Annotated in this window: 12 protein-coding genes; 3 read left to right on the top strand and 9 right to left on the bottom strand. The window is 71.6% G+C overall.

Annotated elements, in window-relative coordinates; genetic code table 11:
- Positions 1–9: 9 nt before the first annotated feature.
- Entirely contained in the window at positions 10–735 is a 726-nt protein-coding gene (locus OHS82_RS42780; RefSeq protein WP_057582415.1) for an ABC transporter ATP-binding protein, read from the bottom strand.
- Positions 736–746: 11 nt separating this feature from the next.
- Positions 747–1,991, bottom strand: coding sequence for an ABC transporter substrate-binding protein (locus OHS82_RS42775; RefSeq protein WP_328435984.1), 1,245 nt, complete (start codon positions 1,989–1,991; stop codon positions 747–749).
- Positions 1,992–2,121: 130 nt separating this feature from the next.
- Between OHS82_RS42775 and OHS82_RS42770 the strand changes: the two genes are divergently transcribed.
- Positions 2,122–4,818, top strand: a complete 2,697-nt coding sequence (locus OHS82_RS42770; protein WP_328435983.1) for a branched-chain amino acid ABC transporter permease/ATP-binding protein — start codon at positions 2,122–2,124, stop codon at positions 4,816–4,818.
- Between the two features lie 70 nt (positions 4,819–4,888).
- Here the strand turns inward: OHS82_RS42770 and OHS82_RS42765 are convergent, their stop codons facing one another.
- From OHS82_RS42765 to fabG, 5 genes are read right to left on the bottom strand one after another with little or no spacing between them, the layout of a single operon-like run.
- Entirely contained in the window at positions 4,889–5,683 is a 795-nt protein-coding gene (locus tag OHS82_RS42765; protein ID WP_328435982.1) for an SDR family NAD(P)-dependent oxidoreductase, read from the bottom strand.
- A 15-nt stretch (positions 5,684–5,698) separates the two neighbouring features.
- Positions 5,699–6,907 (bottom strand): acetyl-CoA acetyltransferase, encoded by a 1,209-nt coding sequence (locus OHS82_RS42760; RefSeq protein ID WP_328435981.1) that lies wholly within the window; start codon positions 6,905–6,907, stop codon positions 5,699–5,701.
- The gene (locus OHS82_RS42755) at positions 6,907–8,343 is read right to left on the bottom strand and encodes an OB-fold domain-containing protein (protein ID WP_328435980.1); all 1,437 of its coding nucleotides are present in this window, start codon (positions 8,341–8,343) and stop codon (positions 6,907–6,909) included. The genes OHS82_RS42760 and OHS82_RS42755 overlap by 1 nt, the downstream gene beginning before the upstream one ends.
- Before the next feature lies 1 nt (position 8,344).
- Positions 8,345–9,595, bottom strand: a complete 1,251-nt coding sequence (locus OHS82_RS42750; protein ID WP_328435979.1) for an acetyl-CoA C-acetyltransferase — start codon at positions 9,593–9,595, stop codon at positions 8,345–8,347.
- A gap of 23 nt (positions 9,596–9,618) precedes the next feature.
- Positions 9,619–10,365 (bottom strand): 3-oxoacyl-ACP reductase FabG, encoded by a 747-nt coding sequence (fabG, locus tag OHS82_RS42745; protein WP_328435978.1) that lies wholly within the window; start codon positions 10,363–10,365, stop codon positions 9,619–9,621.
- An 80-nt stretch (positions 10,366–10,445) separates the two neighbouring features.
- Between fabG and OHS82_RS42740 the strand changes: the two genes are divergently transcribed.
- Together OHS82_RS42740 and OHS82_RS42735 are read left to right on the top strand one after the other, a co-directional pair.
- Positions 10,446–11,705 (top strand): acyl-CoA dehydrogenase family protein, encoded by a 1,260-nt coding sequence (locus OHS82_RS42740; protein ID WP_242433356.1) that lies wholly within the window; start codon positions 10,446–10,448, stop codon positions 11,703–11,705.
- Positions 11,706–11,794: 89 nt separating this feature from the next.
- A complete protein-coding gene (locus OHS82_RS42735) occupies positions 11,795–11,956 on the top strand; it encodes a hypothetical protein (RefSeq protein WP_242433355.1) in 162 nt (53 codons plus the stop codon).
- A 111-nt stretch (positions 11,957–12,067) separates the two neighbouring features.
- Here the strand turns inward: OHS82_RS42735 and OHS82_RS42730 are convergent, their stop codons facing one another.
- Positions 12,068–12,658, bottom strand: coding sequence for a DUF2889 domain-containing protein (locus OHS82_RS42730; RefSeq protein WP_057582407.1), 591 nt, complete (start codon positions 12,656–12,658; stop codon positions 12,068–12,070).
- Positions 12,655–13,494, bottom strand: coding sequence for an enoyl-CoA hydratase-related protein (locus tag OHS82_RS42725; RefSeq protein WP_328435977.1), 840 nt, complete (start codon positions 13,492–13,494; stop codon positions 12,655–12,657). The genes OHS82_RS42730 and OHS82_RS42725 overlap by 4 nt, the downstream gene beginning before the upstream one ends.
- Between the last annotated feature and the right edge of the window lie 99 nt (positions 13,495–13,593).

Genomic DNA, 13,593 nt, shown 5'->3' with positions numbered 1-13,593 from the left:
GCGTTCACCTCAATCAGTTGCGTACGTTGTCTTTTCCGCAGGGGTGCGCGCGAGGTACGAGGACTCGATCGCGTCGAGGTTGCCGCGCAGTTCTGCCGGGGTGCCGGTCATGGTGACGTGGCCGCGATGCAGGACGTACACGCGGTCGGCGACGTCCAGCACCTTGCGCACGTGCTGTTCGACCAGCAGTGCGCCGAGGCCGCGGTCGGCCGCCTCGCGTACCGCGTGCAGGAGGCGGTCGACCACCAGCGGGGCCAGACCGAGGGAGAGTTCGTCCGCGAGGAGCAGCTTGGGGGTGCGGCACAGGGCGCGGGCCAGCGACAGCATCTGCTGCTCGCCGCCGGACAGCATGCCCGCGCTGGTGCTGAGGCGCTTTTCGAGCTCGGGGAAGAGTTCCAGCGCCTGCTGGGATCCCACCCGGCCGACCCGCAGGTTGTCCGCGGTGTCGAGCCGGGTGAAGACCGCCCGCTCACCGACGTATGCCAGGCCCTGGCGGGCGCGGCGGTGCAGCGGTGTCCGGCCGGGTTCGCCCAGCCAGCGCACCTCGCCGCCCATCGGGGCCAGGCTTCCGGAGAGCGCCCGCAGGGTGGTGGTCTTGCCGGCGCCGTTGGGACCGAGCAGGGCGACGACCTCGCCGGGGCGGACCTCCAGCTCGAGGTCGCGTACGACGGGCTGGCTGCCGTATCCGGCGGACAGAGAGCGTGCTTCGATCAGGGGTGCGTCGGTGTCGTGCACAGGCCTGCTCCTCAGCCGGACGACATGGCCGTCAGGACCTTGCGGACGTCGACGAAGGTCGATCCGGGCTTGGCCCACTCGATCTTCCCGTCGCGGATGGTCAGTTCGGTGGCGGTGGTGTTGTGGATGCGGTCGAGCCCCTTGATCGGCAGGGCCGTGGACGCCTTCCAGCTCAGCGGCGGGGTCAGGCCGCCGGTGCTGATGCCCGGGCTGGTGTCGAGCTCCTGCACGAGGGCCTTCGCGGTGATCGTCGGGAGTTTCCTGGCGGCCTCGGTGAAGACCTTGAAGGCCACCCAGGTCGTCTCGTTGGCGCCGTTGCTGGTGTCGATGTCCTTGTCGCCCTTGGTGGCTGCGACGAAGTCCTTCCAGGCGGCGTCGGAGGTCGGCGGGAAGTAGCCGGTGATCGCGGCGCCCTCCAGCGGGCCTCCGGCTCCGCCGGTGCTCTCGGCGAGCTGCGGGGTCAGGTTGCCGACGACGCTGCCGAGCTTCGTCTTGGCGCCGGACTGCACGTACGACTTCACGAACAGGCCCGAGGCGGTGCCCATGATGACGCTCACGCAGTCGCTTCCCTTGGTCGCGGCGGCGACCTGCGGGGCGAGGTCGGTGGCGGTGAGCGGCACCTTGATGTCCTTGGGCGCCGCGCCTCCGGCGGAGAGCGCGCCGACGGTGAGGAACTGCGAGACGACGGCGGCGGCGGCCACGTCGTAGCGCACGCCGGAGATCTTGTTGCAGCCGCTCTGCACCAGTTGCCGGCCGTGGGCCGCGAACACCACCGGGGTGCCGCCGTTGACCGGGAACGACAGTGGGTTGGAGAACTCGGCCGCCGAGACGCCGGTGCCGCCGATGTACGGGATGGCGGCCTTCTGCAGGATGGGCATGTAGCGATCACCGGCGAGGCTGTAGGAGCCCACCACCGCGACCACCTTCTCGGCGACCGCCTGCTGGGCGCACTTCTCGGCCTCGTCGGGGTTGTTCTTCTCGTTGCAGGTGAGGACCTTCAGCGGGGCGCCCTTGATCCCGCCGTTGGCGTTGATCCACTTCTCGTAGGCCTGGGCGGTGAGCCGGACCCCGGGCTGGGCGCTGCCCTGGGTGTCCTCCGGCGTCCAGACCATCACCTTGACCGGTGCGCCCTTCAGGGCGGAGGTGTCTTCTTTCGAACTCCCGGACGCCTCTCCCCCGCAGCCGGCGGCGAGCAGGGCTCCGGTGACCGCGAGGCAGCCTGCTGCGGCGGTTCTGCGTCGGCGTGAGTGGTTCATGGGTTCCTCCGCTGGGCTCGTCGTCGAGATGCCGAACAGCATGGGGTGCGTTTTGTGGTTAGTGAAGTACTCTCGGCACAATTATTTAAATGAATGTGCTGTCTCGCTCCTGCCTTCGGGAGGTTCCTCGATGGACGACGTCCTACGTTTCGCGCTGCTCGGCCTCGCGCTCGGCGCCCTGTACGCGCTCACCGCGCACGGCATCGTGCTGGTCTACCGGGGCTCCGGCGTCCTGAACTTCGCGCACGGCGCGATCGGTATGGCCGGGGCATATGTCCAATGGGAGCTCGCAGCCCAGCACGGCGTGCCGTACTGGCCCGCCACCGCGTGCGGCGTGGTCTTCTCCGCGGTGCTGGGCGTGCTCACCCACCTGTTGGCGCTCCGCCCGCTGCGCAGAGCGTCCTCGCTGGCCCGTCTGGTCGGCACCCTGGCGGTCTTCATCGTGCTCACCGCGATCGCCGTCAAGCGCTACGGCGACGGCCTGGAGCTGGTGCCGGGCAAACTGCCCACCAAGCTGCTGACGATCGCCGGGGCCACGGTCTCCGAGGACCGTGTGTGGCTGATCGGCATCGCGGTCGTGGTGACCGTGTTCCTCCACCTCCTCTACAAGCGCACCCTGTTCGGCCTGGGCACCAGCGCGGTCGCGGAGAACGAGGGCGCGGCCGCCTCGCTCGGCTGGTCCCCGGACCTGATCGCCACCGGCAACTGGGCGCTGGGATCGGCGCTCGCGGGGCTGACGGCCATCCTGATCGTGCCCGTCATCGGTCTGTCGGTGACCGGACTGACCACCCTCCTGCTCAGCGCCCTGGCCGCCGCCCTGGTCGGCAGGTTCTCCTCCTTCCCCGTCACGCTGGCCGGGGGCCTGGTCATCGGCGTGGTGCAGTCCGAACTGACCCGCTTCGGCTCCGACGTCTCCGGACTCGCCGCGTCGGTCCCCTTCCTCTTCATCGCCCTGGTGCTGGTCGCACGCGGCCGGGCGCTGCCGCTGCGGGGCACGTTCCTTGACCGGCTGCCCGGCCTGGGCACCGGGAAGGTCCGCCCTCTGCCGTTGGCGCTCGCCGTCGTGGCCGGTCTGTCGCTGGTGAGCCTGGCGACGCCACTGTGGGCCGACGCGATCACCACCACCCTGGTGCTGTCGCTGATCATCCTGTCGATCGTCGTGGTCACCGGATACGCGGGACAGGTCTCCCTCGCGGCCTACGCACTGGCCGGGACGGGCGCCTTCCTCGCCGGACACGCGGCGGCCGACTGGGGTTGGCCGTTCGAACTCGCACTGCTGGCAGGGGTGTTCGGTACGGTGCCGATCGGTCTGCTGTTCGCCCTCCCCGCGGTCCGCACCCGCGGCGTCAATCTCGCGATCATCACTCTCGGCCTCGGCACCACCCTGGAGGCGATGGTCTTCCAGAACACCGACCTGGCGACGACCCCCGGCAGCGACGGCATCGCGGTGGGCAAGCAGACACTCTTCGGCATCAGCATCTCGGGCGTCGACCATCCGCAGCGGTACGCCGCCGTGGTGCTCCTGCTGTTCGTCGCCGCCACGCTCGTGGTCGCCAACGTGCGACGCAGCCGGACCGGCCGCCGGCTGATCGCCGTACGGGCGAACGAACGGGCCGCCGCCGCCCTCGGCATCGACGTCCGCGCCGCCAAGCTCTATGCCTTCGGCCTCTCCTCGGCCATCGCCGCGCTCGCCGGCGTGCTCACCGGCTTCCGCTCGACCTCGGTCGTCCTGTCCGACTTCGCGAGCTTCGGCTCCATCACCGCGCTCGGCCTCGCGGTCATCGGCGGGGTCGGTTTCCTCGTCGGTCCGCTGTTCGGCGCGACCTTCGCCGCGGGCACGGTGGGTGCCCGGTTCGGAGACCTCGTGCTGCCCGGGCTCAGCGAGTGGATGCCGCTGATCGGCGGAATCATCCTGGTGCTGACGCTGGTGAGCAACCAGGACGGCATCGGAAAGGGGCTCGGCACACGGGCGGCGGGGAGCCGGCGCAAGCTGCCCCCGCAGCGGCCGGCATCGGTCCCGCAGGACGAGCCGTCGCCCGACCCGGCCGTGACCCGCGCCGCCCCACTCCCCCTCCAGGTACGGGACCTCACCGTCCGCTACGGGGGTGTCGTCGCCGTCGAAGGGCTCTGTCTGGACGTCGGACCGGGCCAGGTCGTGGGGCTCATCGGTCCCAACGGCGCCGGCAAGACCTCCGCCATCGACGCGGTCACCGGCTTCACCCGGGCCGTGTCGGGCAGTGTGCGCCTCGGGGACCGGGACGCGACCCGGCTGCCGGTCCACCGGCGGGCCGCCGCCGGTCTGAGCCGGTCCTTCCAGTCTCTGGAGCTGTTCGAGGACATGACCGTCCTGGACAACCTGTACGCGGCCTGCGACCGGCCCGGCCGGTGGGCGTACCTCACGGACCTGGTCCGCCCCGGCAGCCGCCCGCTGCCTGCCCATGTGCTCGTCGCGGTAAGGGAGTTCGGTCTCCAGGGCAGCCTGGACCGGCCGGTGGGCGACCTGTCGTACGGAGAGCGTCGGCTGCTGGCCATCGCCCGCGCCGTGGCCGCCTCGCCGTCCGTGCTGCTCCTCGACGAACCGGCGGCGGGCCTGTCGGACGACGAGACCAGGGAACTGGCCCACCTGGTAAGGCGGCTCGCCGAGGACTGGGGCATGGGGGTCCTGCTCGTCGAGCACGACGTCGACATGGTGATGAGCGTCTGCGACCAGGTCGTCGTCCTGGACTTCGGCCGCCGGATCTGCGCCGGCACGCCGGAGGAGGTACGGCGCGATCCAGCAGTGCGGGCGGCTTACCTGGGCGACCTGGAGCCGGAGACGATGGTCTGAGCGTCCCGGGCGACGCCGAGAACCGGAGGCGCTGATCCCAGCGCCTCCGGCGGCAGTCACAGGGGCCGTGTCAGGCGTCGCGCAGATCCGCGACATACGGCTGATGGGACAGCAGGCCGCCGTCCACGCGCAGGGTGTGGCCGGTGATGAACGCCGACTCGTCGGAGGCGAGGAAGACGACCGCCGACGCGACGTCCTCCGGCTGTCCCAGGCGCGGCGTGAGGTGATGGCGCAGCATCGCCTCACGGATCGCCCCGTGCGCCGAACCGGAGCTGGCCGGCGTGACGATGAACCCCGGCGCGATGGCATTGCAGCGCACGCCCTGCTTGCCGTACTGGGTGGCGACGTACTGCGTGAGGTTGATGAGGGCGGCCTTCGAGGCGCCGTATGCCGGGTTGCGCAGGTCGCCCGAGAGCCCGGCCCCGGACGAGGTGTTGATGATGGAGCCGCCGCCGCGCGCGATCATGTGCGGGACGGCGGCCTGGACGGCGACCATGGTCCCGCGCAGGTTGATGCGCATGGTGTCGTCCCACACCGCCGGGTCGGCCTCGACCACGGCGAGGTCCTGACGGGCGGCCAGGTGGGTGGCCGCCGCGTTGTTGTGCAGGACGTCGAGACCGCCGTACGTCTCGACCGCCGCGGCCACCATGGCCCGTACGCTCTCGATGTCGCCGAGGTCGACCGGGACCGCCGTCGCGGAGCCGCCGGCGGCGCGGATCTCCTCCGTCACCGTCTCGGCCCCGTCGAGGTTCAGGTCGGCGACCACCGTGTGCGCGCCCTCGGCCGCCAGGCGGCGTGCGGTGGACGCGCCGATGCCGGACGCGGCCCCGGTGACGACGGCGATCTTGTCCTGGAGTCGCGTCATCGCGAACCGCCTGTTCTACTCGGTGAGTTGGCTGCCGACGACCGACACGAACGAGACACACTCGCCGGGTCCGCCGCCGAGGTTGTGGGTCAGGGCGAGCGAGCGTCCCTCGGCCACGGACTTCACCGTCCGCTCGGCCGGCGCCTCGCCGCGCAGCTGGAGCCAGGCCTCGAACATCATGCGCAGGCCGGAGGCGCCGATGGGGTGCCCGAACGCCTTCAGGCCACCGTCCGGGTTGACCGGCAGCGAGCCGTCCAGGTCGAACGCCCCGCTGGTGACGTCCTTCCATCCCTGACCGCGCTCGGCGAAGCCCAGGTCCTCCATCAGCACCAACTCCGTGGGCGTGAAGCAGTCGTGGACCTCGGCGAGGGCGAGTTCGGCGCGCGGGTCGGTGATGCCCGCCTGCCGGTAGGCCTCCTCTGCGGAGGCGACGACCTCGGGGAAGGTGGTGAAGTCGTACGCAGGGTCGAGGAGCCCGTCCGCGGGACCGGCGACGAAGGACAGCGCCTTCACGAAGATCGGCTTGTCCGTGTACTTGTAGGCGTCCTCTGCGCGCACCACGATCGCCGCCGCCGAGCCGTCCGAGACGCCCGAGCAGTCGAACACGCCCAGCATGCCCGCTACGGTCGGGGCCGACCGGATGCGCTCCAGCGGCACCTCCTTGCGGAACTGCGCGCGCGGGTTGCGGGCCCCGTTGACGTGGTTCTTCCAGGCGATGCGGGTGATGACGTCCTTCATCTCCTCCCCCGCCAGGCCGTACTTGGCCGCGTAGGCGGGGGCCAGGAGAGAGAAGTTGGCCGGGGCGGTGATCTCCCCGCGGCTGTCGTCGCCCGCGCCCGGCATGGCCGTGCCGGACAGTCCGGACATGCCTGAGTCCTTGAGCTTCTCCACGCCGACGGCCATCGCCACGTCGTACGCCCCCGAAGCGACGGCGTAGCAGGCGTTGCGCAGCGCCTCGGAGCCGGTCGCGCACATGTTCTCGACGCGGGTGACCGGCTTGTGGGGCAGGTGGAGCGCCCGGCTCAGGGTCAGCCCGGACACGCCGGACGCCTGGGTGCCGAACCAGTACGCGTCGATGTCGTCGAGGGTGACGCCGGCCGAGGTGACGGCCTCGCCGACGGCGTCGATCAGCAGGTCGTCCGCCGAGCGGGTCCAGTGCTCGCCGAAGGGCGTGCAGCCCATGCCGACGATCGCGACCCGGTCCCGTATTCCGTGCGAGCCCATCAGTGTGTCCCCTCGGTCTCGCCCGTGCGCACCGGCCGGGCCTTCCAGAAGTAGTTGTGGACGCCGGCCGCCGTGACCGTGCGCCGGAACGTCATTGCGACCCGGGCCCCGATGACGGCGTCGACCTCGGTGGCGTCGGTCAGCTGGCAGCGGAACCGGCCGCCGCCGTCGTAGTCGACGACCACGACGAGCATCGGCGGACTCGGCGTGGCCGCCAGGCGGTCGACGGTGAACGTGGCGACCGTGCCGCGCACGTGCGCCATCGGCTCGTCGGTCATGGCGTCGACGCTCCGGCAGGATGTGCACACTCGGTCCGGCGGCAGATGCCTGGTCGCGCACTTCTCGCAACGGGAGGCCACGAAGCCGTACTTCCAGCCGGTGCGGCGGTGTGCGGGCGGCGCGTACGGCGGCTCGGGGTCCGGCCGACGGGGCGGTTCACGGTCGAGAAGGCCGCGCCAGGACAGGTAGGTGGTGTACGGCATCGGAGCGCTGCCCGCCGCGATCTGAGAGGCGACCGGACGGGCCGCGCGGTGAGCCGGGAGCGCGTCGGTGGCGCGCAGCAGGAGGGCTCCGGCGCCGTCGCCGAGCACGACGAGGGCGATGGTCTCGCCGGGCCGGGCCCGGTCGAGGACGTCGGCGAGAAGCAGTCCGGGCTGCGCGGTGCCGGCGTTGCCGATCGCCCCGGCCAGGTCCGGGGTCACCGCCTCGGGACGGACACCGGCTGTGCGTCGGACCGCCGCGCACGCGCGCGCGTGGAGGCCCGCGACCACGAAGTGGTCGATCGAGCCGATGTCGACCGCCGCATGGTCGAGGGCCGCGGTGAGCGCCTTGTCCGCGAGGGACACGTAGATCTCCTCGGCGAAGCGCTCCTCCCAGACGCGGGAGACGGGCGCGCCCGGCAGCCGCCAGCGGTCGAGGATCTCGTCGCTGACCGTGTCGTGGGCGAGCACCTCCGCGATGACGGGCGCACCGTTGCGGTGTCCGCCGAAGACGAACGCCGCCGCGCCGTCGCCGCCCGCGACCTCGTCGCTGCCGCCGGGCAGGCCGATACGCAGGTCCGACAGGACCGTCAAGGTCGGGACCGGGGACCGGGCGGCCGTGACCAGGGCGCCGAGGCCGGAGCGCACGGAGCCGGCCATGTCGGCGGCGAGCACGTGCGGGTCGAGGCCGAGCGCGGCATGGACGGCGGCCGCGTTGGTCTTGTCGAGGTAGGCGGGTGCGGCGGTGGCGAGGAAGAGCTGGCTGACGCGGGCGCGCAGGCCGTCGCGGGCCAGGGCGCCGCGCGCTGCCTCGACGGCCATGGACGTGGTGTCCTCGTCATAGCCCGCGACCGCGCGGGTTCCCTTGCCCCCCTTGCCGCCCAGGGCGGCTGCGACATCCGTCCTCGCGAGGCGGTGATACGGCACGTAGGCGCCGTACGCGATCAGTCCGGCCATGTCAGCGTCCTCCATGAGCGTGGATTGGGTCGGTCGGCCGTTCGAAGACCGCGGCCAGGCCCTGGCCCCCGCCGAGGCACATGGTCTCCAGGCCGTAGCGGGCCTGGCGCCGGTCGAGTTCGCGCAGCAGGGTGGCGAGGATGCGGCCTCCGGTGGCGCCGACGGGGTGGCCCAGCGAGATGCCGGAGCCGTTGACGTTGAACCGTTCGAAGTCGGCCTCGGTCAGGCCCCATGCGCGGGTGCAGGCCAGCACCTGGGCGGCGAAGGCCTCGTTGAGTTCGATCAGGTCGATGTCGGCGAGTTTCAGACCGGCTCGCTCCAGGGCCCGCGCGGTGGCGGGAACCGGGCCGATGCCCATCGTCTCGGGTGGTACGCCGACGACGGCCCAGGAGACCAGGCGGCCCAGCGGGCGCAGTCCGAGTTCGGCGGCGCGCTCGGGGTGGGTCACGACGCACAGGGCGGCGCCGTCGTTCTGGCCGCTGGCGTTGCCCGCGGTGACAGTGGCCCCCGGGTCCTGACGGCGGAGCACGGGACGCAGCTTCGCGAGCCTCTCCAACGAGGAGTCGGGGCGCGGGTGTTCGTCGGTGTCGACGACCGAGTCACCCTTCCGGGACCGTGCGGTGACGGGCACGATCTCGTCGGCGAACCGGCCCTCCCGCTGGGCCGCGACCGCCTTCTCGTGGGAGCGCAGGGCGAGTTCGTCTTGTTCCTCGCGTGGGATGGCGTACTCGCGCCGAAGGTTCTCAGCGGTCTCCAACATGCCCCCGGGGACAGGGTGGTTGACCCCTCCTGACGTGACGCGCCCACGCGCCAGCCGGTCGTGCAGGGTGGTGCCGGCCCCGCGGACACCCCAGCGCACACCGGTCGTGTAGAACTCGGCCTGGCTCATGGACTCGACGCCCCCGGCCAGCACGAGGTCGCTCGCACCGGTCTGCACCTGCATCGCCGCGGTGATGATCGCCTGCAGGCCGGAGCCGCAGCGGCGGTCGATCTGCAGTCCCGGCACCTCCACGGGCAGACCGGCGTCGAGGGCGGCCACGCGGCCGATGGCCGGGGCCTCGCCGTTGGGGTAGCACTGGCCCAGCAGGACGTCGTCCACGGCTGCGGGCGGTATGCCGGTGCGTTCCAGTACGGCGCGTACGACCGTGGCGGCGAGTTCGGCCGCCGTCACGTCCCGGAGGGCGCCGCCGTAGCCGCCGACGGGGGTACGCACGGGTTCGCAGATCACCGCGTCACGCAGGAGGGCGGGCATCGGCAGTTGCCTTTCATGAGGGGTCACATGTATCGGCCGCCGGTGACCTCGACCACGGCTCCGGTGACGTAGCTCGCCAGGTCGGAGGCGAGGAACAGGACGACCTGGGCGACCTCGGCTGGCTCTCCGGCACGTCCCATGGGGATCTCCGCGAGCTTCGCGTGCCAGGCGGCCTCGGGCATCGCCTCGGTCATGGCGGTACGGATCAGACCGGGCTGGACGGCGTTGACGCGGATCCCGGCCCGGGCGAGTTCCTTCGCGGAGGCCTTGGTGAGGCCGACGAGCCCCGCCTTGGCCGCGCTGTAGTTCGTCTGGCCGAAGTTGCCGACCTTGCCGGCGATGGAGGAGATGTTGACGATGTTGCCGCCCCGACCGTGCGCGCGCATCGCCTCCGCGGCGTACCGGGTGCCGTTCCAGGCACCGGTCAGGTGCACGTCGACGACGGCGCGGAAGTCGGCGAGAGCCATCTTGCGCAAGGTCGCGTCCCGGGTGATCCCGGCGTTGTTGACCATCACGCCGACCGGTCCGAAGCTGTCGGCGCAGTGGGCGACAAGGGCGGCGACCTCGTCCTCGTCGGTGACGTCACAGCGCAGCGAGGTGGCAGCCACACCGTTCTTGGCCAGGCGTTCGGCCGCTTCCGCCGCCGCATCCTCGTTGATGTCGCCGAGGACGACGGACGCCCCTTCAGCGCCGAGGACACCGGCGATCTCGAACCCGATGCCCTGTGCGCCGCCGGTGATCACCGCGTTCCGGCCGTCCAGCAGTCCCATGTCAGCCCGCCCTGGCTCGACGCTATTCCTCTTAAATAGATAACCTATTATGCTGAAACAATCAATACAGCGACGGAGCTGTGGGCACGGGACCGGACGAGAAGAGTGCGCAGGTGGACATCAGCTATCCCCCCGAGACCGAAGCGTTCCGCACCGAGGTCAGGGCGTTCCTCGCCGAGACACTGCCGCCGGACTGGAACGGGATCGGCGCCCTCGGCGAGGAGGCGGCCTGGGCATTCGCCCGGGACTGGCGCCGTCTTCTGGCCGAGCGCCGCCATCTCTCATTGACCTGGCCGGAGCGGTACGGCGGCCGGGGCCTGACCAAGCTCCACCAGGTGGTGCTGATGGAGGAACTGGCGCTGGCAGGTGTTCCGTTCGGGCTGCCGCAGGACACCTTCGGCGTGAAGATGCTGGCCAACACGCTGCTGCGCTGGGGCACGGACGAGCAGAAGGCCCACTTCCTCCCCCGCATCCTCAGCGGCGAGGACACCTGGTGCCAGGGGTACTCGGAGCCGGACGCGGGCTCGGACCTCGCCTCCCTCCGGACACGCGCGGTGCGCGACGGCGAAGAATGGGTGATCGACGGCCAGAAGGTGTGGACCTCCGGCGCCCACCACAGCGACTGGATCTTCGTCCTGGCCCGCACGAACCCCGACGCACCCAGGCACCGCGGCATCTCCTTCCTCCTCGTCCCCCTCGACCAGCCCGGCGTCGAGGTGCGGCCGTTCCGCATGATGAGCGGGCAGTTGCACTTCAACGAGGTGTTCTTCCAGGGCGCCCGCACCCGCGCGGATCTGGTCGTCGGCGGCGTCGACAACGGCTGGACGGTCGCCCAGAGCCTGCTGGGCGTGGAGCGCGGGGAGGAGGCGGCGACCAACCCGATCCTCTTCAAGGCGGAGGTGGAGCGCCTCGTCGAGCTGGCACGGCTGTACGGCAAGGACCAGGACCCGGTGATCCGCCAGCGGATCGCCTGGTGCTGGTCCAAGGTCGAGATCATGCGCTATCTGGGCTATCGGATCCTCACCGGCTGGCTCAAGGGCGCCGAGCCCGGACCCGAGTCGTCGATCGCCAAGCTGTACTGGAGCGAATACCACAACAAGGTCACCGATCTGGCGATGGACATCATGGGCCTGCACGGCCAGGTGCCGCTCGGCCGCCCGCCCCTGCGCACGTACCGCACCGACGACCCCGGCGCCGCGAACTCCTCGGCGTCCTGGTCGACGACCTACCTCATCGCCCGCTCCGGCACCATCTACGCGGGGACCTCCCAGGTGCAGCGGAACATCCTCGCGGAGAAGGTGCTGGGGCTGCCGCGCGAGCCGAGGGCAGCAGCGGGTTAGAACCGGTCGGGCGCTGCGCCGGCAACGGCAGTGGGCCGCGTCGCGGGCGGGGCAACCGGCGGCCGGTGGGCTGCGGCGCCGTCGGTCTGGTGTCTCAGGGCCTGACGATCCTCGACTCGGTCCGGCAGAACCTGAGCGGCCAGGGGTCCTCCGACGCCAGCCCTCCCCCGGAGAGCGGCGGCAACGGCCTGCTCCAGCTGCACTCGCGCAAGGACGGCAAGACGGACGACGGCCCGGTCGCCGCCGGCTGACGGTTCCCCTGTCGGGGTCAGGGCGATGAGGCGGGGCGCGTCGACCGATCCGCCTCGACCGCCCACCTCTCGCTCGGCCCGGGCTTGCCCGAGCGCGAACCTTCCCCGCATTCAGGCGTCGGACGCCCCCGGACCCCGTTGCTCGAAGGTCCTGAGCGGCGGCACCGGACGCGGCCCGGTCCCCGGGACCCAGCCCGCGTCCAGCTTGCGCAGGCCCACTCCGTCCGGCGCCCAGATGTGGCAGCTGTTCAGCACACCGGCCGTGGAGCGCGGGTCGTGGGCCTGCTCGCCGGCGTACCGCAGGCCCGCGTTCGCCGAGATGGCCGCCTGCACCACCGCGGGGCCCAGGGCGCGGGCCAGCTCGTGCAGGTGCGAGCAGCCGGACACGCCGCGGAACCGCTCCTGGATGGCCCGGTTGTATCCGGCGGCGACGCCGAGCCCGACCAGCCCGTCGAACACCGGGGTGATCAACGGGCACTCGGCGTGCGGGAAGGTCCGCATGTCCGCTTCCGCGTGCACGACGACCATGTCGGCCAGGCGGACACGCACGGCGAGGGCCATCCGGTGGACGACGCCCGCCGACGGCTCAGCCCAAGGGCGTACGTCGCTCAGTTCCGCCTCGACCGAGATCTCGTCGCCGTCTTCCGCATACGCGGTGACGGTGATCGTGCGGCGGTGCAGCGGGAGTGCGGAGCGGCTCACGACGACGCCTCCCGCGCAAGCGCCGGGGCCACGGCCGGGGCCTCCCCCAGCCCCGCGAACTCCGGCGGCCGGCGCTCGATGAAGCTGCGCACGCCCTCCCGGTAGTCCGGGGCGCGCTTCGCCGTGGCGAGTAGGGCGGCAGCGTGGTCGCGGCTCTCGGTGAAGGTCCTCGCCTGGTCGTCGGCGAGCTGCCGCTTGATGAGGGACATCGCGTACGGGCTGGCCGAGCGAGCCAGGTCGCCCGCATAGGCGAGCGCCGCCGGGAGCAGGTCTCGCGGTTCGACCAGGCGGTTGACCAGCCCCATGGCCAGGGCCTCCGTCCCGTTGATCCGGCGCGAGGACAGCAGCAGGTCGGCGGCGTTGCCGTGGCCGACCACCCGGGGCAGGAGCCAGGACACGCCGTCCTCGGCCACCAGTCCGCGGGCGCTGAAGGCGGCGGCGAACCTGGCGTGCGGCACGGCGAACCGGACGTCGCACATCAGCGCCTGGTTGAACCCGATGCCGGCGCAGGCGCCGTTGACGGCCGCCACCACGGGCTTCGGGAAGGACATGGGGCGGGTGCGTGGGGGCAGCTGGCCGGTCGGCCAGGGGCGGGCGCCCGAGGAGGCGGCGTCCAGGATGCTCATGTCCATGCCGGGGCAGAAGCTGCGCCCGGCACCGGTGAGCACCACGACCCGCACGCTTGGATCGTGCTCCGCCCGGTCGAACAGTTCGTTGTAGAGCAGCTCCATCTCCAGCGTCCAGGCGTTGTGCCGCTCGGGCCGGTTCAGGGTCAGCAGCATGACCCCGTCGTCGGTGAGATCGGTGAGGATCTCCGGGTCCGGGTTCTCGGTCATCGAGGTCACTCCCGCGGTATCCGTCGGCTGGACCGGCTTTATAGATAGATGAATCATCTATATACCCGAGGACCGTCAGGGCGCCAGACCAGGTCGCGC

Origin of the sequence: Streptomyces sp. NBC_00425 (assembly GCF_036030735.1) — a bacterium.
Taxonomy (GTDB): Bacteria; Actinomycetota; Actinomycetes; order Streptomycetales; family Streptomycetaceae; genus Streptomyces.
Note: the sequence above shows the minus strand (reverse complement) of the source record. Positions and strands in the feature narration are given on the sequence as shown.

Bases quoted from the DNA above. Each gene is read 5' to 3' on its own strand.
- OHS82_RS42775 (WP_328435984.1), bottom strand. From the start codon at position 1,991: ATGAACCACTCACGCCGACGCAGAACCGCCGCAGCAGGCTGCCTCGCG.
- OHS82_RS42770 (WP_328435983.1), top strand. From the start codon at position 2,122: ATGGACGACGTCCTACGTTTCGCGCTGCTCGGCCTCGCGCTCGGCGCC.
- OHS82_RS42765 (WP_328435982.1), bottom strand. From the start codon at position 5,683: ATGACGCGACTCCAGGACAAGATCGCCGTCGTCACCGGGGCCGCGTCC.
- OHS82_RS42760 (WP_328435981.1), bottom strand. From the start codon at position 6,907: ATGGGCTCGCACGGAATACGGGACCGGGTCGCGATCGTCGGCATGGGC.
- OHS82_RS42755 (WP_328435980.1), bottom strand. From the start codon at position 8,343: ATGGCCGGACTGATCGCGTACGGCGCCTACGTGCCGTATCACCGCCTC.
- OHS82_RS42750 (WP_328435979.1), bottom strand. From the start codon at position 9,595: ATGCCCGCCCTCCTGCGTGACGCGGTGATCTGCGAACCCGTGCGTACC.
- fabG (WP_328435978.1), bottom strand. From the start codon at position 10,365: ATGGGACTGCTGGACGGCCGGAACGCGGTGATCACCGGCGGCGCACAG.
- OHS82_RS42725 (WP_328435977.1), bottom strand. From the start codon at position 13,494: ATGACCGAGAACCCGGACCCGGAGATCCTCACCGATCTCACCGACGAC.